The following is a 22104-nucleotide window of genomic DNA, read 5'->3' on the forward strand; positions in this document are numbered from 1 at the left end:
TCTCCCTTATCGTTATTCTGCGGCGGCAGCGGCGTTGCCGTTGCCATCCATGAAGTCAGGGAACCATGATTCATGGGTGTCGCGCAATTGTGCAATCGGCAGCGAGAAGAGGCCTTCCACGGTCAGCGCATCGCCGCCGACCTTGCCGAGGCGACGGAAGGGCACGCCGGCGCCTTCCGCATTGGCGGAGATGAAGTTGGCGAGATCGGCCGGGACGGCGATCACGTAGCGGGCCTGGTCCTCGCCGAAGAGGAGGGCATGGGCCGGGCCGTTCGCCTCGGAAAGGTCGACCGTGGCGCCCTTGCCGGAGGCCATCGCCATTTCGGCGAGCGCGACGGCAAGGCCGCCGGAGGAAATGTCGTGGCAGGCCGTGACCTGGCCGTTGCGGATGGCCGAGCGGACGAAATCGCCGTTGCGGCGTTCGGCGTGGAGGTCGACTTCCGGGGCGGGGCCGTCGATCCTGCCGACGACGTCGCGCAGATAGACGGACTGGCCGAGATGGCTGCCGTCGACGCCGATGAGCAGGAGGTGGTCGCCGTCCTTCGCCCCGCCGATCTTCGCCATGACGGACCAGTCGGGCAGGAGGCCGACGCCGGCGATGGTCGGGGTCGGCAGGATCGCGACGCCGTTCGTCTCGTTGTAGAGCGAGACGTTGCCGGAGACGATCGGGAAATCGAGCGCGCGGCAGGCTTCGCCGATGCCTTCGATGGCCTTGACGAACTGGCCCATGATCTCCGGCTTTTCCGGATTGCCGAAATTGAGGTTGTCGGTGGAGGCGAGCGGCTCGGCGCCCGTCGCCGTGATGTTGCGCCAGCATTCGGCGACGGCCTGCTTGCCGCCCTCGAACGGATCGGCCTCGACATAGCGGGGCGTGACGTCCGAGGAGAAGGCGAGCGCCTTGGTGGCATGGCCCTCGACGCGCACGACGCCGGCATCGCCGCCGGGGATCTGCAGCGAATTGCCCTGGATGAGCGTGTCGTACTGCTCATAGACCCAGCGGCGGCTCGACTGGTTCGGCGAGCCGACGAGCTTCAGCAGCGCCTCGCCGTAGTCGGCGGGTTCGGCGACGAGGTTTGCCGGCAGCGGGGCGGGCTTGCCCGGCTCGCGCCAGGGGCGGTCGTATTCCGGGGCCTGGTCGCCGAGGTCCTTGATCGGCAGGTTGGCGACTTCCTCGCCCTGGTGCAGGACGCGGAAGCGCAGGTCGTCCGTCGTGCGGCCGACGATGGCGAAGGCAAGGCCCCACTTGATGAAGATCGCCTTGGCGACCTCTTCCTTGGCCGGCTCCAGGACCATGAGCATGCGCTCCTGGCTTTCCGACAGCATCATCTCGTAGGCGGTCATCTGTTCTTCGCGGACGGGCACGAGATCGAGGTTCAGTTCGATGCCGAGGTCGCCCTTGGCGCCCATCTCGACGGCCGAGCAGGTGAGGCCGGCCGCGCCCATGTCCTGGATGGCGATGACGGCGCCGGTCTGCATCAGCTCCAGGCAGGCTTCCAGCAGGCACTTTTCGGTGAAGGGGTCGCCGACCTGCACGGTCGGGCGCTTCTCCTCGATGCTCTCGTCGAACTCCGCCGAGGCCATCGTCGCGCCGCCGACGCCGTCGCGGCCTGTCTTGGCGCCGAGATAGACGACCGGCAGGCCGACGCCCTTGGCTTCCGAAAGGAAGATGGCGTTGGATTTGGCAAGGCCGGCGGCAAAGGCGTTGACGAGGATATTGCCGTTGTAGCGGGCGTCGAACTCCACTTCGCCGCCGACGGTCGGCACGCCGAAGGAGTTGCCGTAGCCGCCGACGCCGGCGACGACGCCCGAGACGAGATGGCGGGTCTTCGGATGATCCGGCTCGCCGAAGCGCAGCGCGTTCATCGCCGCGACCGGGCGCGCGCCCATGGTGAAGACGTCGCGCAGGATGCCGCCGACGCCCGTCGCCGCGCCCTGGTAGGGCTCGATATAGGAGGGGTGGTTGTGGCTCTCCATCTTGAAGACGACGCAGTCGCCGTCGTCGATGTCCACCACGCCCGCGTTCTCGCCCGGGCCCTGGAGGACGCGCGGCCCCTTGGTCGGGAGCGTGCGCAGCCAGCGCTTGGAGGACTTGTACGAGCAATGCTCGTTCCACATGGCCGAGAAGATGCCCAGTTCCGTGAAGGTCGGCTCGCGGCCGATCAGCGAGAGGATGCGGTCGTATTCATCCGGCTTCAGCCCGTGGGCGGCAATCAGCTCCGGGGTGATCGGGCGGGTGTTCGAAATGGTCATCGTCGCTCGTCTTGTCGTGGAGGGCAGGATTGCGGTCTCTTTAACCCAAGCCGCCTTGCAGCGCGACAGGAAAATGACCGCAGGCCACAGGCTGGGCGGCGGTCACGCGGGGCTGTCGTAACCCGTCGGGCCATGGGTCAAAAGATTGCGCAGCCGCCGGAAGCCGGCCGCGACCTCCGCGCGGCTTTCCGGCGACGAAAAGCCGACGCGCACGCGGTAGAAGGTCTTCTCCGTGCGGCCGGCCTTGAACTCGTCCTCGTCGTCGATGAGGATATCTTCGGCAAAGGCCGCCTGGCGGAACGTGCCGGCGAGCCAGGGGTCCGGCAGCTTCAGCCAGAGGAAGGGCACGCGCGGGTGCGAATTGAAGTCGAGGCCGGCGAGGATCGCGCGTGCCTCCGCCTCGCGCGCGCCGACCTCTTCCGAGACCTTCGTGCGGATCGTGTCGGCCGTGCCGGAAAGTACCAGCCGCGAGGCCAGCTCCGCCAGCAGGAAGGGCAGGCCGCCGCTCACCATCTTGTGGGCGATGCGCACGCGCTGGGCAAGGTGCGGCGGGCAGGCGATCCAGCCGCCGCGCACGCCCGCGGCGACGCTCTTCGACAGGCCGCCGACGAGGAAGGTGCGATCCGGCGCGATCTCGGCGATGAGCGGCACATCGCCGCCCGTCGTCGCGCCGTAGAGATTGTCCTCCACGAGAAAGACATTGTGCCTCTTGGCGATGGCGGCAATCGCCCGGCGCCGGTCTTCCGGCAGGGTGGCGAGCGTCGGGTTCTGCGCCGAGGACATGAGGAAGGCGAGTTTCGGATGCTGCTGCAGGCAGACCCGCTCGAAATCCTCGGGAATGACGCCGTGCTCGTCCGACTCGACGAGGGCGGTCTGGCGGCCGAGCAGCGCGATGCCGCGACTGATCTGCGAATAGGTGACGTGCTCGAAGACGATGCGGTCTCCCGGCGCGGTGATGACGGAGACGGCGGCGATGACGGCGGCATGGGCGCCGAGCGTCGGCACGATGCTGTCGATGCCCGGCTGCCAGTCGCCGTGCCTCAGCCAGCGCCGGCCGGCCTCCATCCAGTGTGCCGGGAAATTGCGGGTGTAGCTGGCGATCTCGTTCGGCATGTCGCGGCAGATGCCGGAGAGGATATCGGTGATCGCGGCGGATTGCCCGACATCCGTGGCGGCCGTCGTGTCGAAGCGCAGCTTGCCGGGCGGGGCGTGCGCCGCGCGCGTGCCGGAAAGCCGGGCGCTGACCGGATCGACCGCGGCGGGCGCTTCCTCTTCCTCGGTGGTTCCGAGCACATAGGTGCCGCGCCCGACCTCGCCGCTGACGAGGCCGCGTTCGCGCACCATGCTGTAGGCCCGGCTGATCGTGCCGATCGTCACGCCGATGTCATAGGCGAGATTGCGTTGGGGCGGCAGCTTGCTGCCGGCGGCAAGCGAACCGGCGTGGATCGCCTGCTCGATCTGGTCGGCGATGCGGACATAGAGAGGCCCGTCGGAGGCCTGCAGATCGGGAAGCCAATTTGTCATGGTGTCAATTCTTATATTGCACCGTTTCAGGAGTCAATTCATTCCTGAATGCACCGATTTTGGCAAAGCTGGGTGCTTTGGAGACACGACAATGGCAATCGATACAATCTTCGCCGGCACGGATGCCGAGGATAGCTCCACCTTGCGCGCCGCGGGCCGTCGCCTCTGGCTGGCCTTCCGTGCGTGGTACGTGAAGCGGCAGACGCGCCATGCGCTGCTCGGCATGACCGACGATCAACTGGCGGATATCGGCATCAGTCGCCGCGAGGCGGAGCGGGAAGCCGCGAAATCGTTCTATTGGGATTGAGGGCGCGTCAGCAGCCCTTGCCGCCGGCGGCCCAGCGCCTGACGTCGGTGGCGACGCGCGTGCCGACGGCTTCGCTCATCAGCGGGCCGAAGGCATCGAGTCGCGCCGGATTGCCCTCGGCCTGGACGACCAGCAACGGGCGCGCTTCCGGCGAATGGCCGTGAACGAGGAGGATGCGCGGCCGGCCGGAGAAGGAATTGAGCTCGGGTGCAAGGCGGTAGGCCTTGAAGGCCGGATCGCCAGACTTGAACCAGCAGCTGTTCGCCCCCAGTGCAACGCGCTCCATGGTCGGCAGGGCCGCATTGTCGGCCTTCGGCGCCGGTGGTTTTGTCTGGCAACCGGCCAGCGCCGCGGCGAGGGCGAGCGGCAGAAGGAGCGTCGCGGGGGAAAGAGGGCGCATGGAAAGCCTTTCGGGGATGAGCATGCGCCCTTGATAGCAAAGGCCGGTTAAGCGGCGATTACGTCGAGCACCGAGGCGAAGAGGCCGCGGCCGTCCGAACCGCCATGGGCGGCTTCGATCAGGTTTTCCGGGTGCGGCATCAGGCCGAGCACATTGCCCTTCACGTTCATCACGCCGGCGATGTCGTTGACCGAGCCGTTCGGGTTGGTGTCTTCGGCATAGCGGAAGACGACCTGCCCGTTGCCTTCGACGGAGGCGAGCGTCTCGGCGTCGGCGAAATAGTTGCCGTCGTGATGGGCGACCGGGCAGCGGATGATCTGGCCCTTCCCGTAGGCGCGGGTGAAGTCCGTCTCGGCGTTCACGACTTCCAGCTTCACTTCGCGGCAGACGAACTTCAGCGAGGCATTGCGCATCAGCGCGCCCGGCAGGAGGCCCGCTTCGAGCAGGATCTGGAAGCCGTTGCACACGCCCAGCACCTTCACGCCCGCCTCGGCCTTCGCCTTGATCGCCTGCATGACCGGCATGCGGGCGGCAATCGCGCCGCAGCGCAGGTAGTCGCCGTAGGAGAAGCCGCCGGGGATGACGATGAGATCGACGTCCGGCAGCTCGGTTTCCGTCTGCCAGACGGTGACCGGCGCCTTGCCGGAAATCTTGGTCAGCGCTGCGATCATGTCGCGGTCGCGGTTGAGGCCGGGAAGTTGGACGACGGCGGACTTCATGGGTGCGGTTCAAACCTTGCCTGGGCCTCGGCGAGTTCACGCAGTTCGAGGCGGTTTTCGATACGGTCGAGGCGCTGGTCCATCTGGGCGAAGGACCCACGAAGACTGTTGATGTCGCCCTGCATGGCATGAATCTGGTTGCGTATGGCGAGGTTGTCCTGGCGAAGGTCACGTTGGCCTTCCTTCAGCAGGGCAATGTCCGTCTGGATACGCTTCAGGATTTCATAGACGAGATCAGCATCCACCGTGGCCATCATCCACCTCAACCATTAAGAGAGGGCGATAGTATAGTTCTCGATTACCGTGTTGGCCAGAAGCTTCTCGCACATGGCCTTGAGGTCGGCTTCGGCCTTGGCGCGGTCGGCGGTCGCAAGCTCGAGGTCGAAGACCTTGCCCTGGCGGATTCCGCCGACGCCATCGAAGCCGAGGCTGGAAAGCGCGCCTTCGATCGCCTTGCCCTGCGGGTCGAGGACGCCGTTCTTGAGCGTAACCGTTACGCGTGCCTTGATCATGTCTTTCCGTTCCATCCTTGGGGAGCGCGTTACTTCACCAGTACCGGGCCGGTGCCGCGGACGGGTTCGTTCTCGTTGATGATGCCGAGGCGGCGGGCCACTTCCTGGTAGGCTTCCACGAGGCCGCCCATGTCGCGGCGGAAGCGGTCCTTGTCCATCTTCTCCTGCGTGGCGATGTCCCACAGGCGGCAGCTATCGGGCGAGATCTCGTCGGCGATGATGATGCGCATCATGTCGCCCTCGTAGAGGCGGCCGCATTCGATCTTGAAATCGACGAGCTGGATGCCGACGCCGAGGAAGAGGCCGGAAAGGAAGTCGTTGACGCGGATGGCGAGCGCCATGATGTCGTCGAGTTCCTGCGGGCTCGCCCAGCCGAAGGCGGTGATGTGCTCCTCGGAGACCATCGGGTCCTCGAGCGCATCGGCCTTGAAGTAGAATTCGATGATCGAGCGCGGCAGCACGGTGCCTTCCTCGATGCCGAGGCGCTTGGAGAGCGAGCCGGCGGCGACGTTGCGCACGACCACTTCGAGCGGGATGATCTCCACTTCCTTGATCAGCTGCTCGCGCATGTTGAGGCGGCGGATGAAATGGGTCGGAATGCCCATCTTGTTCAGCTGCGTGAAGATGTACTCAGAAATGCGGTTGTTGAGCACGCCCTTGCCGTCGATGACGTCATGCTTCTTCTTGTTGAAGGCGGTGGCGTCGTCCTTGAAGAACTGGATCAGCGTGCCCGGCTCGGGACCCTCATAGAGAATCTTGGCCTTGCCCTCGTAGATACGGCGGCGACGGTTCATGGATTTTATCTCTGTTGTTGGCGCGCTTGGGGCCGCGCAGGTGTCGTTCGTTTGCGCTCCCTTAAACGAAATGCCGCCCTTTAACAATCGCCGTGACGTCCGATCCCCCGATTTCCGGCCTTCGTGCCAAGTTCCGCAGGGACGAAAGTTCGCATTGCACTTTTGCCTTCGTTTTGATTTATGGGCGGGGAAAGCCTATCGGGTCACAGAATCTACGGGAGCCATGGATGACCAGCATACAGGATCGGGAAAAGGCCTTCGAAGCCAAGTTCGCGCTGGACGAAGAGCTGCGCTTCAAGGCCGAGGCACGCCGCAACAAGCTGGTCGGCTTGTGGGCTGCCGGCCTGCTCGGCAAGACGGACGGTGATGCCGAGGCCTACGCCAGGGACGTCGTCGCCGCCGATTTCGAGGAAGTCGGCCATGAGGATGTCGTGCGCAAGATCAAGGCCGATTTCGACGCCGCCGGCGTCGTCCGCAGCGAGGACGACATCCGCGTGCAGATGATCGAGCTTCTGGCCGTCGCCATCGCGCAGGTCGAAGCCGGCTGAGACCGGACTTTGCTATGTCTTTGGAAAGCCGTCCGGCGCTGCCGGGCGGCTTTTTCGTTGGCTAGCGGGCGGCGGTGCGGCGGAGGTCGCCGTGAGGGGCCGGCGCCGTCCCGGCATGATCGCGCCATTCCTGCGCCTCTACGAAGCCGGGAACGGCGGATGCCGGCATGGGGCGGGCGAGGGCGTAGCCCTGGAGGATATCGCAGCCGAGATCGCGCATGATGGAAACATGGGCGGGCGTTTCCACGCCCTCGGCGACGACCTCGATGTTCAGCGAGCGGCCGATCTCCACGATGGTGCCGACCAGCTTGCGCTGGCCCGGCGAGCGGCTGACCGGCTTGATGAGCTGGCGGTCGATCTTGAGGCGCCGCGGGCTCAGCTTCATCAGGCTGACGATGGAGGCATGGCCGGTGCCGAAGTCGTCGATCTCGATATCGATGCCGAGCCTGCGCATCTCGGCGAGGTTTTCCAGGACCGTACGGTCGCAATCGTCGAGGAAGATCGATTCCAGCAGCTCGAAGGAAAGCGATTTCGGCGCGATCTCCAGCGTGCGCAGCGAACGGCCGAGCTCCGGGTCGTGCAGGCGCTTGGAGGAGACGTTGGCCGAGATCTTGCCGATGCCGAGCCCGAGCCTCTGCCATTCGGCTAAATCGGCCAGCGACCGTTCGAGCACGATCCTGTCGATCATCGCCACGCAGTCAAGGTCCTCGGCGATCTTCAGGAAGGTGTCGGGCGTGAGGATGCCGCGCGTCGGGTGATCCCAGCGCGCCAGCGTCTCGACGCCGATGAGGTCGAGCGTGCGCGCGCAGAACTGCGGCTGGTACCAGGGCAGGAAACGGCGCTGCTCGATGCCGGAGAGAATGTCGTCGGCGGTCTGCTTGCTGACGATGATCTGTGCCTGGAAATCGCTGGTGAAGAATTCGTGCCGGCTTCGGCCGCGGTTCTTGGCGCGGTAGAGCGCAAGGTCCGCATTGACGAGGAGCTGCTTTGCGTCGATGGCCGTGCCGGACTGGCTGGCGATGCCGACGCTGGCCCCGAAACGGCAGACATGGCCGTTGAAGGTGACGGGCTTGCGCATGGCCTCGACGATCGCCTCGGCGAGCGTTGCAAGGTTGCGCCCGGCTGAGACCGAGGAGACGAAGACGAATTCGTCGCCGCCGATGCGCGCGACGAAATCGCCGGGGCCTCTCAGCTCGTTCAGAACGCCGGCGGCATGCACCAGCATCCGGTCGCCGGCAACGTGGCCGAGCGTGTCGTTGATCTCCTTGAAACGGTCGAGGTCGATATGCAGCACGGCAAGGCGGCTGCCGGCCTGGCGCGCCTCCTCGGCGGTCGCCTCGATGGCGGCGTCGAGATAGCGCCGGTTCGGCAGGCCCGTCAGGTGGTCGTGCAGGGCCGTGTATTCGATGCGGGCCCTTGCGGCCTCCAGCTCGGCGGCGCGGGCTTCGGCGAGGTCCTTCGCGCGCTTCAGCTCCTCCTGCAGCAGCACGTCCTCCGTCACGTCCCAGTTCGCCCCGATGAGGCGGGGAACGCCCGTCAGGTCGACATAGGGCGCGGAACGGCCGCGCAGGTGGCGGACCTCGCCGTCGCCGCGCACGATGCGGAATTCGTTGGCGAAATCCTGGCCGCTGGAGATGCCGTCGCTGACCCTGGCGGAGGCCTTGCGGCGATCCTCCGGGTGCAGCGAGCGCTCCCAGGTCTCGCCGTCGGGCGTGCCGGCAAAGCCGTACATCTCGAGCATGCGGTCGTCCCAGCGCACTTCGCCGGTGCGCAGGTTGACCTCGAAGACGCCGATGCGCGAGACGCCGAGCGCCAGCTCCAGGCGGCGGGACATCTGTGCTAGGCGCTCTTCCGCCTCCTTGCGGTCGGTGATGTCGGTATCGGTGCCGGCGATGCGGACCGGCTTGCCGGCCGCATCGTATTCCACCACCGCCCCGCGGCTCTCGATCCAGATCCAGCGCCCGTCCTTGTGCCGTTCGCGGTAGCTGAAGACGTTGAACGCCGCTTCGCCGGTTTCCTGCTTGGCGATCTGCGCGAGCACATGCGCGCGGTCGTCCGGATGGACGGACTGGATCCACGCCTCCAGGGAAGCCTCGATGGGCTCGTCCGACCTCAGGCCCCGGATAGCGCGCCACTGGCGGGAATAGAAGAGGTCGCCGCGGGCGAAATCATGGTCCCAGACACCCTGGCCGGCGGATTCGAGCGCGTGGTTCCAGCGGCTTTCCCGCTCGGCCAGCTCCAGCGCGTTGCGCTTGCGTTCGTCGATGTCGAGGGTCTGGACGAGGAGGGCGGGCGCGCCTTCGCCCGGAAGGGCAGGCGGCGTGACGAAGGAGGCAAGCACCCAGAATTCCGTGCCGTCGGCCCGTTGCAGGCGAAGTTCCCACGGGGCCTGCTCGGCGAGGCTCGCCCGCATGGCGAAGGAAAGGACGCTCCGGTCCTTCGGCGAGACGCAGTCTTCGAAGGCGGGAAGGCCGGTGACGGAAGCGACGCCGAAAGGCGCGAGGAAGGCGGCATTCGCATCGACGATGCGGCCCCTGCCGTCCAGCGCGGCAAAGCCGAATCCGGAGCGCGCGAAAAGGCCGCGATAGAACGGCTCCTCGTCCGCTTCCCGCATGGCAATGGAGGTCGAACCGGACGGTTTGGCCATAAACGCGGCGCCTGCAATGAACTCAACAGCCGCAGCGTGCAACAGTTCTATGAAATTCCTCTTAATGACGAGGAGGGGCGCCGGTCAGGCCGGCGCCTTCAGCTTGCCGAGGAACTGGGCGAAGACCATCGTGCCCTCCGGCCAGGGACCGTGCCCGGACTCGGCATTGATATGGCCGGCCTCGCCCGCGTCGAGCAGCAGCGAGCCCCAGGCGGCGGCGATGTCGTCGGCATGCTCGTAGCTGCCGAACGGATCGTTGCGGCTGGCGACGAGAAGCGAGGGGAACGGCAGCGGGTCGCGCGGATAGGGGCCGAAGGTCATGAAGTGCTTCGGCCGTATATCGGGATTGGCGACGTCCGGCGGCGCGACGAAAAAGGCGCCGGCGACCTTGCCGCCGATCTGCGGGACGGCGTGGATGGCGGCTGCGACGCCCAGCGAATGGGCGACGAGGACGACCGGTTTCGTCGCGGCCGAGACCTCCTCGGCCACGCGCTGCACCCAGTCCTCGCGCACGGGCTTTGCCCATTCGGCCTGTTCCACGCGGCGCGCGGTGGACAGTTTCGACTGCCAGCGGCTCTGCCAGTGGTCGGGGCCGGAATTGGTGTAGCCGGGGACGATGAGGATATCTGCTTCGGAGGCTTTCATGCCCCGGCATGTGCGTTCACGAAGTGCTGAAGTCAAGGGGACGGGACAAATCCGCGCACGGGGTGTATGATTCGCGCTCTGCAAAGCCAGTCACGGTGCACCATGGTGGCCGATGGTCGCCTTCTGCGCCTCATGCCGTGACGGTTTGGAACCGGCAAGGAGGAAGCCTATGACGACGTTTCATGTCATGGCCGGCCCTGACGCGATGGTTGCCCATCCGGCTGTCCGGCGGATCGCACTCACGGATGTCCGCGATGCGCTCGCGCAAGGGTTCGACGATTTCCGCGCAAAGCCCTCCCACTACGTTTTCCTGAGCCTCATCTACCCGATCTGCGGGGTCGTGCTCGTCACGTGGAGTTCCGGGGCGAACATGCTGCCGCTGATCTTTCCGCTGGTCGCGGGTTTTGCGCTGCTCGGGCCGTTCTTCGCCATCGGCCTCTACGAGATCAGCCGGCGGCGCGAACTGGGCATGGATACGTCCTGGCGCCATGCGCTGGACGTGCGCCGTTCGCCGGCGCTGCCGTCGATCCTCGCGCTCGGGGCCATGCTGATGGTGCTCTTCGTCGCCTGGCTGGTCTTCGCGCAGATGCTCTATACGAGCCTCTTCGGGCCTGAGCCGCCGCGCTCGCTGTCGCTGTTCCTCGCCTCGATCTTCGGATCGGAGAACGGGCTGCTGCTGATGCTGGCGGGCAATGCCATCGGCTTCTGCTTCGCCCTCGTCGTGCTGGCGACGACGGTGATCGCCTTTCCGCTGCTGCTCGACCGCGATGTCGGGGCGGTTGCCGCCATCGAGACGTCGCTGCGCGCGACGCTCGCCAATCCGGTGCCGATCGCCTGCTGGGGCCTGATCGTCGCGGCGTTGCTCATCGTCGGGACGATCCCGATCTTCGTGGGCCTTGCCGTGATCATGCCGATCCTCGGCCATGCGACCTGGCACCTCTACCGCAAGATCGTCGTCGACGGGCGGTAACGTCTTTCGCGGGCGGTACGCGCCGGAGGAGTGCGCAAGGCCGCCCGCCAGAGGGGAGCGATGGCGCCACTGGCGCCATCGCCGTTTTTCAGGCGATCAGACCGTGCCGAAGACACGGCGGAAGATCGTGTCGACGTGCTTGGTGTGGTAGCCGAGGTCGAATTTCTCGCGGATCTGCTCTTCCGAGAGCGCGGCGCGCACCTCCGCGTCGGCCAGAAGCTCCTCGAGGAAGTCCTTGCCCTGTTCCCAGACCTTCATGGCGTTGCGCTGCACGAGGCGGTAGGCGTCCTCGCGCGAAACGCCGGCTTGCGTAAGGGCAAGCAGCACGCGCTGCGAGTGAACGAGCCCGCGGAACTTGTTGAGGTTCTTCAGCATGTTCTCCGGATAGATCACCAGCTTCTCGATGACGCCGGCAAGCCGGTTGAGCGCGAAGTCGAGGGTGATCGTCGTATCCGGGCCGATGCCGCGCTCGACGCTGGAATGGGAGATGTCGCGCTCGTGCCAGAGCGCCACGTTCTCCATGGCGGGCGTCACGGCCATGCGCACGAGGCGGGCAAGGCCCGTCAGGTTCTCCGTCAGCACCGGATTGCGCTTGTGCGGCATGGCGGAGGAGCCCTTCTGGCCCGGCGAGAAGAATTCTTCCGCTTCCAGCACTTCCGTGCGCTGCATGTGGCGGATCTCGATGGCGACGTTCTCGATGGACGAGGCGATGACGCCGAGCGTGGCGAAGAACATGGCATGACGGTCGCGCGGGATGACCTGCGTGGAGACCGGCTCGGGCGCAAGGCCGAGCTTGGCGCAGACATGCTCTTCCACGCGCGGGTCGATATTGGCGAAGGTGCCGACGGCGCCCGAGATTGCGCCGGTCGCGATTTCCGCGCGGGCGGCGACAAGGCGGGCGCGGTTGCGGTCCATCTCGGCATAGAAGCGGGCGAGCGTCAGGCCCATCGTCGTCGGCTCGGCATGGATGCCGTGGCTGCGGCCGATGCGGATCGTGTCCTTGTGCTCGAAGGCACGGGCCTTGAGGGCGGAAAGCACCCGGTCCATGTCGGCGATCAGGATATCGGCGGCGCGCACGAGCTGGATGTTGAAGGTCGTGTCGAGCACGTCGGAGGAGGTCATGCCCTGGTGCACGAAGCGGCTGTCCGGGCCGACGAATTCGGCAAGGTGCGTCAGGAAGGCGATGACGTCGTGCTTGGTGACGGCCTCGATCTCGTCGATGCGGGCGACGTCGAATTCGGCCTTGCCGCCCTTTTCCCAGATCGTTTCGGCGGCGGATTTCGGGATGACGCCGAGATCGGCAAGCGCGTCGCAGGCATGGGCCTCGATCTCGAACCAGATGCGGAACTTCGTTTCGGGCGACCAGATGGCGACCATGTCCGGTCGGGAATAACGAGGGATCATCGGCTGAGGCTTTCCTTGGGACGGGTGGGAATTGCCGCCGCTTTAGCAAAGATGGCCGGCAAGCTCAACGCATGGTTCTGGACATCCGGCCCGCAAGCCACAGGCTGACGCCCGCAAGAAGCGGCAGGCCGGCGGGAAGATAGAGCCTGAGCCCCATGACGAGGAACTGGTAGGCGGCGCCGGCGATGGTGAACGCGAACTGGTACGCCCAGATGCGCGTGCCGAAGGGCTGGTGCCAGCGGGCGTAGAAGACCCGGTAATCCAGGGCGAAGACGAAGGCCGTCACGGCGACCGTGCCGAGGCCGAGCAGCGCGAAATGGCCGGCAAAGCGCGTTTCGATGCCGTGCCGGCGCGTGAGGAGCCGCGCCATCGGCAAGGCAAGGAGCCAGGCGCCGAAGCCGCCGGAGAAATAGACGAGCATCAGTTCGCCGAGATGGAAGGTCTGCCAGCGGCCTTCGAGGACGAGGGAGGCGAAGGCGCAGCCCGTCATGGCAAGGCCCCAGCAGACGGCGCCGGCGACGTGGCGGGTGAGGGGCGGAAAGGCCGGCATCGGGCCGCCGGCCGGAACGCTGGAAACCTCGCCTGTTCCCTCGCTCATGTCAGGGCCGGAAGGGAACGGCGAGCCAGCGCCCGTCCGCACCCTCGAAGCCGACGCTGCGCAGGAGGACGAGCGCGACATGGACGGGGTCGCCCTCGGCCGGATGGAAGGTCACAGCGCCCGAGACCTGGTAGGAGAGCGGGCAGTTGCGGCTGTCGGGAATGCGCGCGTCTTCGTGGATCACGCGGTCGGCCGCCGCACCGTCGCGCGCGACGAGTTTCAGGCGGAAACCCTTGCCGCCGGGCGTGATGTCCCGGCAGCGCTCGGGAAGCGCAAGCGGGATCTCCTCCAGCGCCAGCGCATAGGCACCGCCGGGAGCGGGCTCGACGGCATGCTCGATATAGTCGATGCGCTTGCGGTCGACGCCGGCCTCGCCCATCGGGTTGAAGGCGGCAAGAACGCCGGGATTGGAGAGGACGGCGTGCTGCTCGATCAGCGGCCTGGCGAGAGCGAGGCTTGCGGCGCGTGCCTTACCGATATCGGCCGCCTCGTCCTCTATGCGCACGCGCACCGGCGTGCCGGCAAGGAAGGCGTCCTTCTCCGTATCGATGAAATAGAGCGTGGAATAGGCAAAGCCGGAGCCGTCCTGCACGCCGAATTCCTCGAAGGCGTAGACCTTTCCGTCCGGCGAGAAGCCGAGCGACTGGAAGGTGGCGAAATCGCCGGCCGCAGCGCCCGTCGCCGTGACGAGGCCAATGAGGAGGCCGGCCGCCGCTTTCGCCAGGATTTTCACGCGCGCGCGCCCTCCGCATTGCCGCGGAGGGTCTCGACGGTCTTGCGGTAGGCATCGACATGGCCGCCGCCGAAGATGGCCGAGCCCGCGACGAAGACATTCGCGCCGGCCGAGGCGGGCAGCGCGATTGTGTCCGTCGCGATGCCGCCGTCCACCTGGAGATCGATAGGGCGCTCGCCGATCATCGCGCGCACGCGGCGGATTTTTTCCTCCATCGCCGGGATGAACTTCTGGCCGCCGAAGCCGGGGTTCACCGTCATGACGAGGATGAGGTCGAGCTTGTCGAGGAGGTATTCCAGCACGCTTTCGGGCGTCGCCGGGTTGATCGCCACGCCGGCGCGCTTGCCGAGCGCCTTGATCGCCTGCACCGAGCGGTCGAGATGGTGGCCGGCCTCGGCATGGACGGTGATGCTGTCGCAGCCCGCCTTGGCGAAGGCTTCCAGATAGGGATCGGCCGGGGCAATCATCAGGTGGCAGTCGAAGAAGGCGTCGGTATGCGGGCGCAGCGCCTTGATGACATCCGGCCCGAAGGAGATGTTCGGCACGAAATGCCCGTCCATGATGTCGAGATGGATCCAGTCCGCGCCGGCCGCAACGACATCGCGCACCTCCTCGCCCAGCCGGGCATAGTCGGCGGCGAGGATGGAGGGCGCGATCCGGATGGGAAGGGTCATGTCAGGCTCCGTGGGGCAGAAGGGTCTTGCGGCCCGCAATACCATTCGCCGCGGGGGCGAACAACGGGAATTACCGCGCCGACCAGCCCGGCAGGAGATCGCCGGGCATCGGCCGCGCGTCGTGCACGCCCCTTGCGATGGCGCGGGCCATGGCGGAGGCTGCGGCCGCGCAAAGGCCGATGAAGTCTTCCGGTGCCGGCGCGCGGCCGCTACGGCCGGTCGACAGCGCGAAGACGAGGTCGCCGTCCATCGGCGTGTGCGCGGGCCAGAGGGCGCGGGCGAAGCCGTCATGGGCGGCAATCGCCAGCCGCCTGGCCTCCGCCTTGGTGAGGATCGCATCGGTGGCGATGACGGCGATGGTCGTGTTCTCGACGCCGGCGGGCCTTGCGGAGAGCTTCGTGCGCGGCAGGCGGGCATTTTCCGGGAAAGGCGCGGGCAGGCCGAGCCCGCCGAATTCCGCGCCTTCCTCGAAGGGCGCGGCCCAGAAATGCCGCGTGTCGCCGACCGTCGCCGAGCCGAGCGCGTTGACGGCGACGAGGGCGCCGACGGTAAAGCCTTCCTCCGTGACGGCGGAGGCCGAGCCGAGGCCGCCCTTGAACGTGGCGGTGAGGGCGCCGGTGCCGGCTCCCGCGCTGCCGGTTTCAAAGGTTGTCGAAGCAGCGGTGAGCGCCGCATGGCCGAGCTCGCGATAGGGCGGGTAGCGGCCCCAGTCCTTCTCGCCGCCGTTCATCAGGTCGAAGAGGATGGCGGCCGGGACGATGGGCACGCGATAGGGACCGACGGCAAGGCCTCGGCCCGTCTCGCGCAGGCCCGCCTGCACGCCGGAGGCCGCATCGAGCCCGAAGGCCGAGCCGCCGGAGAGCACGACGGCATCGACCGTCTGCACGGTGTTGTGCGGGGCGAGCAGATCCGTCTCGCGCGTGCCCGGCGCGCCGCCGAGCACCTGCACTGCCGCCACCGCCGGTTCCTCGCAGAGGACCACCGTGACGCCGGAGCGCAGGGCATGATCCTCGGCATTGCCGACGCGAAGGCCGGCGACGTCGGTGATGAGGTTTTTCGGCCCCGGCCTCATTCCGCGCGATCCTCCGCAGGCACGAACGCCCCGGCACGCCAGACGAGCAGGCGATAGGGATTGTCGCGCAGCTCATGGTCGGCGCCGAAGGAAAGCGGGCCGATGGCCGTCGTGAAGCTGCCGGCGGCGAGCCGGTCCGCAAGGTCGCCGCCTTCCGTGGCTGCGGCGGCCGCAAGGGCGGTCATCGCCGCATGGGCGGGCAGCACATAGCCTTCCGCGACGATGCCCTTTTCCTTCATGGCATCCGCGACCGGGCGGCCCTCGGGCGTGAGCGCATAGTCGGGCAGGGCGATGGCTTCCACGCCGTCCGTCATCGGCACGGCGGGGTCGGCGCCGACGAGCGCCTCGCCGCCGAGCAGGCGGAAGGGTGCCTTCTCCGCCTTCGCATCGCGGGCGATGATGGCGGCATCCGTCCGGTCGCCGCCGATGAAGACGCGGGTGACGCCGGTTTTCGCAAGGCGCCGCACGAGGGCGATCTGCTGTTCCTGCGCGGGGCGGAAGGTGTCGACGAAGGCGGCCTTCATGCCGACGTCCTCCAGATGCAGGCGAACGGTCTCCACCAGTTCGCGCGCATGGATCGTGCCGTCGTCGATGAGGGCGAAGGGCTCGGATTTCCAGTCGCGGGTGATGGTCTCGACGGCCTTTTCCGCCTCGGCCTTCGGGCCGGGCGCGAGGCGGAAGAGTGGCCATTTCTTCTTCAGCGCATCCTCCATGAGGATGCCGGAGCGCACGGAAAGGGTGATGGCGGGCACCTTCGCCTCGGCGAGCGCCGGCAGGGAGGCGGAAAGCCCCTCCGTGCAGAGGAAGCCGATGGCGGCGGCGGCGTCCGCGGCGAGAACCGCCTTGGCGATGCCCGCTCCGTCGCTCTCGTCGCAGGCTTCGGCAATCTCCACCACCGTGTCGCCGTCCGCTTGCGCCGCAAAGCGCGCGCCGTCGCGGACCTGCTGGCCGAGAATGGCAAGGGGGCCCTCCTTCGGCGCGACGACGGCGACGGTAAGGCCCCAGGCGGCGGCCGGGGGAGCGGCAAGCGCCAGAGCGCCGATGAGGCTGGCGAGAAGGGCGGTCTTCATGCTCGATCCATGGCTTGCGATCCCGCCCTTTGTAAGGATCAGGCCCGGGGCGTCAAAGGAAATATCGCGGCTTTCCCTTTGCCCGCCCCGCGCCGTGCGGGAAAATTCCGCCGCAGGGGTTACATTTTTCTTCATTTTCGCCATGTATCTCTTTTGTCGAAGGAGAACAGCGTGTTGGACAGATTGGTGGTGGATCCGTCGCTCTACCGGGACGCCATGAGCCGCTATGCAGGCCATGTGCAGATCGTGACGACGGCGCACGAGGGCGAAAAGCGCGGGGTGACGATCACCGCCGCCTGCTCGGTGTCGGACAATCCCGCCATGGTCCTTGCCTGCGTCAACGCCTCCAACCCCAAGAACGCGATCTTCGAGAGAAGCGGGCGCTTTGCGCTCAACACGCTTTCGGCCGACCAGATCGACCTTGCCAACGCCTTTTCCGGCCGCGATCCCTCGCTCACCTCCGAGCAGCGTTTTGCCATCGGCAACTGGCAGGAACTCGTCACGGGCGCGCCCGTCCTTTCGGATGCGCTTGCCGCCTTCGATTGCCGCCTCGTCGAGCTCAAGGTCATGGCGACGCACATGATTTTGATCGGCGAGGTGATGGGCGTCACCTTCGGCGAGACGAAGCCGGCGCTTCTTTATATGGACCGTAGCTACCGGGCGCTATAAGTTCTCTTCCGGACCCGGAGGAACGACGTGCCCCATCATCGCGGACAAATCCCGCAATCCATCGACGAAACCGTGGACATGCTCTCGGCCGGCAATTACCTCGCCGGGCGGTCGCTTGCGACGGTGCTCTTCCTCGCCCTGCGCATGAAGCGGCCGCTCTTCCTCGAGGGCGAGGCCGGCGTCGGCAAGACGGAGATCGCCAAGGTTCTCGCCGCCGCGCTCGACCGGCCGCTGATTCGCCTGCAATGCTACGAGGGGCTGGACGTCTCCTCGGCGGTCTACGAGTGGAACTATCCGGCGCAGATGCTGGAAATCCGCCTTGCCGAAGCCGCCGGCACCACGGACCGCGGCCGCATCGAGGCCGATATCTTCTCCGAGCGCTACCTGATCCGCCGGCCGGTGCTTCAGGCGCTCTCCTCGCCGGACGGGCGTGCGCCGGTCTTCCTCATCGACGAGCTCGACCGCACGGACGAGGCCTTCGAGGCCTTTCTTCTGGAAGTGCTTTCCGATTTCCAGGTGACGGTGCCGGAACTCGGCACGATCCGCGCCGCCGAGCCGCCCATCGTCATCATCACGACGAACCGCACGCGCGAGGTGCACGACGCCCTGAAGCGCCGCTGCCTCTACCATTGGGTGGATTATCCCGAGGCCGCGCAGGAGCTGGAGATCATCCGCCGCAAGGTGCCGGGCTGCAACGCGGCGCTGTCGCGGCAGGTCGTCGCCTATGTGCAGAAGCTGCGCACACTCGACCTCTTCAAGAACCCCGGCGTCGCCGAGACCATCGACTGGGCGAGCGCGCTCACCGAGCTCGACCGCGTGGCGCTCGATCCCGAGACGGTGTCGGACACGCTGGGAACGCTCCTCAAGTACCAGGACGACATCGCCCGCATCGAGGGCGCGGAGGGCCGCCGGCTGCTCGACGACGTGAAGGCCGAGCTGGCGGCGACGGGGTGACCATGACCGGCGCGGCGCACATCGCGGCCTTGGATGCGGACGGGCGGCTTGCCGACAACATCGTGCATTTCGCCCGCGTGCTGCGCAAGGCCGGTCTGCGCCTCGGCCCGGCGGCGGTGACCGACGCCATCGAGGCGGTGCAGGCGATCGGCATCGGCGACCGCGAGGAATTCTACACGGCCCTCCATGCCACGCTCGTCAAGCGGCACGAGGACGAGGCCATCTTCGACGAGGCGTTCCGCCTGTTCTGGCGGGCGCGCGATCTCGTGGGAAAGATGATGGCGCTGATGTCGCCGGTCGTTACCCGGAACGAGGAGCGCGAGAAGCGCAAGGCGGCGGAGACGCGTGTTTCCGATGCGCTCTTCGGCGGACGGCAGGACGAGAAGCGCCTGTGCGACGAGCCGGAGATCGAGATCGACGCACGCTTTACGGCCTCCGGCAGCGAGGTGTTGCGCAAGACCGACTTCGCGCAGATGAGCGCTGTGGAACTTGCCGAGGCCCGGCGCGCCATCGCCCGCCTCGTGTTGCCGCTGGACGAGGTGCGCACGCGGCGCTTCCGCCGCAGCACGAGGCCCGTCGCCATCGATGCGCGCGCCACCATGCGCCAGGCCATGCGCACCGGCGGCACGCTGATCCTGCCGCGTCACCGCGCGCCGAAGACCGTGCATCCGCCGCTCGTCGTGCTCGCCGACATTTCCGGCTCCATGAGCCAGTACACCCGCATCTTCCTGCATTTCCTGCATGCGCTCGGCGAGCATCGCCGCCGCGGCCACGCCTTCCTCTTCGGCACGCGCCTCACCAATGTCACGCGCCAGATGCGCAACCGCGACCCGGACGTCGCGGTCGAGGCGTGCAGCCGGGCGGTGAGCGACTGGTCGGGCGGCACGCGCATCGGCGAGACGCTGAAGGAATTCAACCGGCTCTGGTCGCGCCGCGTGCTGGGGCAGGGCGCCGTGGTGCTTCTCATCACCGACGGGCTGGAGCGCGAGGGGATCGAGTTGCTCGAAACGGAGATGGACCGGCTGCACCGCTCCTGCCGGCGGCTCGTCTGGCTCAATCCGCTGCTGCGCTTCGAGGGTTTCGAGGCGCGGGCGCGGGGCGTCCGGGCCATGCTGCCGCATGTCGACGAATTGCGGCCGGTGCATAATCTGGAAGCCATGGCCGACCTGGTGGCGGCGCTTTCCGGCGTTGCACCCCGCAAAGCCGGCGATCCGCGGCGTTTCCTGCCGGCCGCATGAGGAGGACGAAGACATGAACGAGACCGCAGACGACGTGCTCGACCCGCTCGCCATCGCCGAGCGCTGGATGGATGACGGGCGCATGGTGGCGCTTGCCACGGTGGTCGAGACCTGGGGATCGGCGCCGCGCCCGGTCGGCAGCCATCTGGTGATCGACGGCGAGGGCAATTTCCACGGCTCCGTCTCCGGCGGCTGCGTGGAAGGGGCGGTGATCAGCGAGGCGATGGACGTGATAAGCGACGGGGAGCCGCGCATGCTGGAATTCGGCGTCGCCGACGAGACCGCCTGGCGCGTCGGCCTTTCCTGCGGCGGGCGCATTCGCGTCTATGTGGAAAGGGTCGGCTGATGGATCCCTATCTGCTGCGCAAATTGAACAGGGAGCGCGCCGCGCGCCGCGCCGTCATCCACCTGACGGACCTCGGCGACGGGCGCGACCGCGTCATCTGCGAGGGCGACCCGGTGGCGGGGCCCCTCGGCGAGGCGGTCGCGGCGGCCTTCCGCTCCGGCAAATCGGGCATTGCGGAGGCTGACGGGCGCACCTTCTTCCTCAACGTCCACCTGCCGCCGGCGCGCATCGTCGTCATCGGCGCGGTGCATATCAGCCAGGCGTTGGCGCAGATGGCGAAGATCGCCGGCTTCGACATCGCCGTCATCGATCCGCGCACGGCCTTCGCCACCGAGGAGCGCTTCGCCGGCATCGACCTTGTCGCGGACTGGCCGGAGGACGTGCTGAAGGGCCGCCCGCTCGATGCCTATACGGCGCTCGTCGCCGTGACGCACGATCCGAAGATCGACGATGTCCCGCTCTCGCAGGCGCTGTCCGCCGACTGCTTCTATATCGGCGCCCTCGGCAGCCGGAAGACCCATGCTAGGCGCGTCGAGCGGCTGACGGCGCTCGGCCATACGGAGGCGGAGATCGGCCGGATTTCCGCGCCGATCGGTCTCGATATCGGCGCGGCGAGCCCGGCGGAGATCGCCGTCGCCATTCTCGGCGACATCATCCAGCACCTGCGCCGCCGGGCGCTGCGCGGGACCGCGGCGTGAGCGTCGCCGCCCTCGTTCTGGCCGCCGGCAGCGCAAGCCGCATGAACGGCCGCCACAAGCTGCTCGCCGCCTTCGACGGCACGGCGCTGGTGCGCCGTTCGGTGGAGGCGGCGCTTGCCGGTGCGCCGGACCGTGTCGTGGTCGTGACGGGGCACCGGGCGGAGGAGATCGAGGCGGAGCTTGCCGGGCTTGCGGTCGGGATCGTGCGCAATCCGGATTATGCCGAGGGCATGTCGACCTCGTTGCGGGCCGGCATCGCGGCGCTCGATCCCGATTGCGACGGGGTTGTCGTGATGCTGGCGGACATGCCGCATGTCACGGGCGCCGACGTGCGCCGGCTGCTCGACGCCTTTGCCGAAGCCGGCGGCCGCGCCGTCGTGCGTGCGGTCTCCGGCGGCAGGCGCGGCAATCCGGTCGTGCTGCCGCGCGCGACCTTCGCCGCGGTCCTTCGGCTCGAGGGCGATGTCGGCGCGCGGCATGTCATCGAAAGCGCCGGGCTCGACGTGGTGGACGTGGAGATCGGCGCGGCGGCGCAGGTCGACGTGGATACGCCCGAGGCGGTGGCGGCCGCGGGCGGCGTGCTGAAAGGATAGGGGATGGATCGCGACGGGATCGAGGAAATGTTCCAGGCGCTGGGGCCGGTGACCATCAAGCGCATGTTCGGCGGCAAGGGCATCTATCACCAGGGCATCATCCTGGCGCTGGAATATCGCGGCGATATCCTGCTCAAGGCCGATGGCGAGAGCGCGCCGGACTTCGAGGCGGCCGGCAGCCGGCAATGGACCTATGAGGGAAAGCGCGGCCAGCCGGTGAAGATGCCCTACTGGTCCGTGCCGGATGCGGCTTATGACGATCCGGACGAAATGGCCGTCTGGGTGCGGCGGGCCTACGAGGCGGCGCTGAGGGCGCGGTGACGCGCGCCAAGCGCCGCCACGGCATCGGCCGCGAAGCGCGAGAGCGGCGCGGGCAGCGCGTCGAGCGCGAACCAGCCGAATTCCGGCAGCTTTTCCGGCTCCATGACGCGCGGCTCGCCGGAGAAATCCTCGCTCACATAGATCAGCGAGAGCCAGTGCTGGCGCTCTTCCACGATGATCTGCTCGGAGACACAGAGGAAATCGACCTTGCCGATGACAAGGCCCGATTCCTCCTCCGCCTCGCGGCGGGCCGAGTGGGCGGCGCGCTCCATGTGGTCGACCTTGCCGCCGACGATGTTCCAGGTGCCGGCCTCGGGCGCGCGAAGGCGCCGGTAGAGCAACAGCTTGCCCTCACGCAAAAGCGCCAGGCCGCAACCGAGGCCTGGCACGTCGATACCGGGAACGGGCATGGAGCCGA

25 protein-coding genes and 1 pseudogene are annotated in these 22104 nt (G+C 67.4%); 10 read left to right on the top strand and 16 right to left on the bottom strand.

Annotation, left to right across the window (positions count from 1 at the left end):
- Positions 1-12 precede the first annotated feature (12 nt).
- Both purL and HNQ66_RS04695 read right to left on the bottom strand, forming a co-directional pair.
- Complete coding sequence (gene purL / locus HNQ66_RS04690; protein ID WP_184141409.1) at positions 13-2250, bottom strand: phosphoribosylformylglycinamidine synthase subunit PurL; 2238 nt, start codon at positions 2248-2250, stop codon at positions 13-15.
- A gap of 102 nt (positions 2251-2352) precedes the next feature.
- On the bottom strand, positions 2353-3774 hold the full coding sequence (locus tag HNQ66_RS04695) for an aminotransferase-like domain-containing protein (protein WP_184141411.1): 1422 nt from the start codon (positions 3772-3774) through the stop codon (positions 2353-2355).
- A gap of 91 nt (positions 3775-3865) precedes the next feature.
- Between HNQ66_RS04695 and HNQ66_RS04700 the strand changes: the two genes are divergently transcribed.
- Positions 3866-4081, top strand: a complete 216-nt coding sequence (locus HNQ66_RS04700) for a DUF1127 domain-containing protein (protein ID WP_184141413.1) — start codon at positions 3866-3868, stop codon at positions 4079-4081.
- A 7-nt stretch (positions 4082-4088) separates the two neighbouring features.
- On the opposite strand, the gene HNQ66_RS04705 is transcribed toward HNQ66_RS04700, so the two are convergent.
- The 5 genes from HNQ66_RS04705 to purC are packed head-to-tail and all read right to left on the bottom strand — an operon-like array spanning position 4089 to position 6506.
- Positions 4089-4481 (bottom strand): hypothetical protein, encoded by a 393-nt coding sequence (locus HNQ66_RS04705; RefSeq protein ID WP_184141415.1) that lies wholly within the window; start codon positions 4479-4481, stop codon positions 4089-4091.
- A gap of 47 nt (positions 4482-4528) precedes the next feature.
- Complete coding sequence (purQ, locus tag HNQ66_RS04710; protein ID WP_184141417.1) at positions 4529-5200, bottom strand: phosphoribosylformylglycinamidine synthase subunit PurQ; 672 nt, start codon at positions 5198-5200, stop codon at positions 4529-4531.
- Positions 5197-5457, bottom strand: coding sequence for a hypothetical protein (locus HNQ66_RS04715; protein ID WP_246434213.1), 261 nt, complete (start codon positions 5455-5457; stop codon positions 5197-5199). The genes purQ and HNQ66_RS04715 overlap by 4 nt, the downstream gene beginning before the upstream one ends.
- Before the next feature lie 12 nt (positions 5458-5469).
- Entirely contained in the window at positions 5470-5712 is a 243-nt protein-coding gene (purS, locus tag HNQ66_RS04720) for a phosphoribosylformylglycinamidine synthase subunit PurS (protein WP_184141419.1), read from the bottom strand.
- Between the two features lie 29 nt (positions 5713-5741).
- Positions 5742-6506, bottom strand: a complete 765-nt coding sequence (purC, locus tag HNQ66_RS04725; protein WP_064330132.1) for a phosphoribosylaminoimidazolesuccinocarboxamide synthase — start codon at positions 6504-6506, stop codon at positions 5742-5744.
- A gap of 227 nt (positions 6507-6733) precedes the next feature.
- Between purC and HNQ66_RS04730 the strand changes: the two genes are divergently transcribed.
- Positions 6734-7054: a DUF1476 domain-containing protein gene (locus tag HNQ66_RS04730; protein ID WP_184141421.1), complete on the top strand. Its 321-nt coding sequence runs from the start codon at positions 6734-6736 to the stop codon at positions 7052-7054.
- Positions 7055-7115: 61 nt separating this feature from the next.
- Here HNQ66_RS04730 and HNQ66_RS04735 read toward each other — a convergent pair whose 3' ends face one another.
- Complete coding sequence (locus HNQ66_RS04735; protein ID WP_184141423.1) at positions 7116-9701, bottom strand: sensor domain-containing protein; 2586 nt, start codon at positions 9699-9701, stop codon at positions 7116-7118.
- 84 nt (positions 9702-9785) lie between these two features.
- Positions 9786-10346 (bottom strand): RBBP9/YdeN family alpha/beta hydrolase, encoded by a 561-nt coding sequence (locus tag HNQ66_RS04740; RefSeq protein ID WP_184141425.1) that lies wholly within the window; start codon positions 10344-10346, stop codon positions 9786-9788.
- A 169-nt stretch (positions 10347-10515) separates the two neighbouring features.
- Here HNQ66_RS04740 and HNQ66_RS04745 point away from each other — a divergent pair, with 169 nt between their 5' ends.
- Positions 10516-11316 carry a DUF2189 domain-containing protein gene (locus tag HNQ66_RS04745; protein ID WP_184141427.1) on the top strand — a complete coding sequence of 267 codons (801 nt, stop codon included), beginning with the start codon at positions 10516-10518 and terminating at the stop codon, positions 11314-11316.
- A 96-nt stretch (positions 11317-11412) separates the two neighbouring features.
- Here HNQ66_RS04745 and purB read toward each other — a convergent pair whose 3' ends face one another.
- The 6 genes from purB to HNQ66_RS04775 all read right to left on the bottom strand — a co-directional run bounded on the left by purB (position 11413) and on the right by HNQ66_RS04775 (position 16867).
- Entirely contained in the window at positions 11413-12720 is a 1308-nt protein-coding gene (gene purB / locus HNQ66_RS04750; protein ID WP_184141429.1) for an adenylosuccinate lyase, read from the bottom strand.
- A 64-nt stretch (positions 12721-12784) separates the two neighbouring features.
- On the bottom strand, positions 12785-13318 hold the full coding sequence (locus HNQ66_RS04755) for a hypothetical protein (protein ID WP_246434214.1): 534 nt from the start codon (positions 13316-13318) through the stop codon (positions 12785-12787).
- 1 nt (position 13319) lies between these two features.
- Complete coding sequence (locus HNQ66_RS04760) at positions 13320-14051, bottom strand: DUF2259 domain-containing protein (RefSeq protein WP_184141431.1); 732 nt, start codon at positions 14049-14051, stop codon at positions 13320-13322.
- Entirely contained in the window at positions 14048-14725 is a 678-nt protein-coding gene (gene rpe, locus HNQ66_RS04765; protein WP_184141433.1) for a ribulose-phosphate 3-epimerase, read from the bottom strand. The genes HNQ66_RS04760 and rpe overlap by 4 nt, the downstream gene beginning before the upstream one ends.
- Positions 14726-14795: 70 nt before the next feature.
- Positions 14796-15797: a P1 family peptidase gene (locus tag HNQ66_RS04770; protein ID WP_184141435.1), complete on the bottom strand. Its 1002-nt coding sequence runs from the start codon at positions 15795-15797 to the stop codon at positions 14796-14798.
- The gene (locus tag HNQ66_RS04775; RefSeq protein ID WP_184141437.1) at positions 15794-16867 is read right to left on the bottom strand and encodes an ABC transporter substrate-binding protein; all 1074 of its coding nucleotides are present in this window, start codon (positions 16865-16867) and stop codon (positions 15794-15796) included. The genes HNQ66_RS04770 and HNQ66_RS04775 overlap by 4 nt, the downstream gene beginning before the upstream one ends.
- A 216-nt stretch (positions 16868-17083) precedes the next feature.
- Here HNQ66_RS04775 and HNQ66_RS04780 point away from each other — a divergent pair, with 216 nt between their 5' ends.
- The 7 genes and pseudogenes from HNQ66_RS04780 (at position 17084) to HNQ66_RS04810 (ending at position 21686) form a co-directional block, all read left to right on the top strand.
- Entirely contained in the window at positions 17084-17536 is a 453-nt protein-coding gene (locus HNQ66_RS04780; protein WP_184142213.1) for a flavin reductase family protein, read from the top strand.
- Between the two features lie 78 nt (positions 17537-17614).
- On the top strand, positions 17615-18490 hold the full coding sequence (locus tag HNQ66_RS04785; protein ID WP_184142215.1) for an AAA family ATPase: 876 nt from the start codon (positions 17615-17617) through the stop codon (positions 18488-18490).
- A 2-nt stretch (positions 18491-18492) separates the two neighbouring features.
- Entirely contained in the window at positions 18493-19728 is a 1236-nt protein-coding gene (locus HNQ66_RS04790) for a vWA domain-containing protein (protein ID WP_184141439.1), read from the top strand.
- A 13-nt stretch (positions 19729-19741) separates the two neighbouring features.
- Complete coding sequence (locus HNQ66_RS04795) at positions 19742-20074, top strand: XdhC family protein (protein WP_184141441.1); 333 nt, start codon at positions 19742-19744, stop codon at positions 20072-20074.
- A complete protein-coding gene (locus HNQ66_RS04800) occupies positions 20074-20772 on the top strand; it encodes an XdhC family protein (protein ID WP_184141443.1) in 699 nt (232 codons plus the stop codon). Before HNQ66_RS04795 ends, HNQ66_RS04800 begins: the two co-directional genes overlap by 1 nt.
- Positions 20748-21365, top strand: a pseudogene (locus HNQ66_RS04805) (nucleotidyltransferase family protein); the annotation flags it as partial. The gene HNQ66_RS04800 and the pseudogene HNQ66_RS04805, both read left to right, overlap by 25 nt.
- Before the next feature lie 3 nt (positions 21366-21368).
- Positions 21369-21686, top strand: a complete 318-nt coding sequence (locus tag HNQ66_RS04810) for a TfoX/Sxy family protein (RefSeq protein ID WP_184141445.1) — start codon at positions 21369-21371, stop codon at positions 21684-21686.
- Here the strand turns inward: HNQ66_RS04810 and HNQ66_RS04815 are convergent.
- Entirely contained in the window at positions 21659-22096 is a 438-nt protein-coding gene (locus HNQ66_RS04815; protein ID WP_184141447.1) for an NUDIX domain-containing protein, read from the bottom strand. The genes HNQ66_RS04810 and HNQ66_RS04815 overlap by 28 nt on opposite strands.
- Between the last annotated feature and the right edge of the window lie 8 nt (positions 22097-22104).

Source organism: Shinella fusca (genome assembly GCF_014203155.1).
GTDB lineage: Bacteria > Pseudomonadota > Alphaproteobacteria > Rhizobiales > Rhizobiaceae > Shinella > Shinella fusca.

Bases quoted from the DNA above. Each gene is read 5' to 3' on its own strand.
- purL (WP_184141409.1), bottom strand. From the start codon at position 2,250: ATGACCATTTCGAACACCCGCCCGATCACCCCGGAGCTGATTGCCGCC.
- HNQ66_RS04730 (WP_184141421.1), top strand. From the start codon at position 6,734: ATGACCAGCATACAGGATCGGGAAAAGGCCTTCGAAGCCAAGTTCGCG.
- HNQ66_RS04785 (WP_184142215.1), top strand. From the start codon at position 17,615: ATGCTCTCGGCCGGCAATTACCTCGCCGGGCGGTCGCTTGCGACGGTG.
- HNQ66_RS04740 (WP_184141425.1), bottom strand. From the start codon at position 10,346: ATGAAAGCCTCCGAAGCAGATATCCTCATCGTCCCCGGCTACACCAAT.
- purQ (WP_184141417.1), bottom strand. From the start codon at position 5,200: ATGAAGTCCGCCGTCGTCCAACTTCCCGGCCTCAACCGCGACCGCGAC.
- HNQ66_RS04810 (WP_184141445.1), top strand. From the start codon at position 21,369: ATGGATCGCGACGGGATCGAGGAAATGTTCCAGGCGCTGGGGCCGGTG.
- HNQ66_RS04715 (WP_246434213.1), bottom strand. From the start codon at position 5,457: ATGATGGCCACGGTGGATGCTGATCTCGTCTATGAAATCCTGAAGCGT.
- purB (WP_184141429.1), bottom strand. From the start codon at position 12,720: ATGATCCCTCGTTATTCCCGACCGGACATGGTCGCCATCTGGTCGCCC.
- HNQ66_RS04705 (WP_184141415.1), bottom strand. From the start codon at position 4,481: ATGCGCCCTCTTTCCCCCGCGACGCTCCTTCTGCCGCTCGCCCTCGCC.
- HNQ66_RS04775 (WP_184141437.1), bottom strand. From the start codon at position 16,867: ATGAAGACCGCCCTTCTCGCCAGCCTCATCGGCGCTCTGGCGCTTGCC.
- HNQ66_RS04745 (WP_184141427.1), top strand. From the start codon at position 10,516: ATGACGACGTTTCATGTCATGGCCGGCCCTGACGCGATGGTTGCCCAT.
- HNQ66_RS04735 (WP_184141423.1), bottom strand. From the start codon at position 9,701: ATGGCCAAACCGTCCGGTTCGACCTCCATTGCCATGCGGGAAGCGGAC.
- HNQ66_RS04790 (WP_184141439.1), top strand. From the start codon at position 18,493: ATGACCGGCGCGGCGCACATCGCGGCCTTGGATGCGGACGGGCGGCTT.
- HNQ66_RS04795 (WP_184141441.1), top strand. From the start codon at position 19,742: ATGAACGAGACCGCAGACGACGTGCTCGACCCGCTCGCCATCGCCGAG.
- purS (WP_184141419.1), bottom strand. From the start codon at position 5,712: ATGATCAAGGCACGCGTAACGGTTACGCTCAAGAACGGCGTCCTCGAC.
- HNQ66_RS04755 (WP_246434214.1), bottom strand. From the start codon at position 13,318: ATGAGCGAGGGAACAGGCGAGGTTTCCAGCGTTCCGGCCGGCGGCCCG.
- HNQ66_RS04815 (WP_184141447.1), bottom strand. From the start codon at position 22,096: ATGCCCGTTCCCGGTATCGACGTGCCAGGCCTCGGTTGCGGCCTGGCG.
- HNQ66_RS04770 (WP_184141435.1), bottom strand. From the start codon at position 15,797: ATGAGGCCGGGGCCGAAAAACCTCATCACCGACGTCGCCGGCCTTCGC.
- HNQ66_RS04700 (WP_184141413.1), top strand. From the start codon at position 3,866: ATGGCAATCGATACAATCTTCGCCGGCACGGATGCCGAGGATAGCTCC.
- HNQ66_RS04695 (WP_184141411.1), bottom strand. From the start codon at position 3,774: ATGACAAATTGGCTTCCCGATCTGCAGGCCTCCGACGGGCCTCTCTAT.
- rpe (WP_184141433.1), bottom strand. From the start codon at position 14,725: ATGACCCTTCCCATCCGGATCGCGCCCTCCATCCTCGCCGCCGACTAT.
- HNQ66_RS04800 (WP_184141443.1), top strand. From the start codon at position 20,074: ATGGATCCCTATCTGCTGCGCAAATTGAACAGGGAGCGCGCCGCGCGC.
- HNQ66_RS04780 (WP_184142213.1), top strand. From the start codon at position 17,084: ATGAGCCGCTATGCAGGCCATGTGCAGATCGTGACGACGGCGCACGAG.
- purC (WP_064330132.1), bottom strand. From the start codon at position 6,506: ATGAACCGTCGCCGCCGTATCTACGAGGGCAAGGCCAAGATTCTCTAT.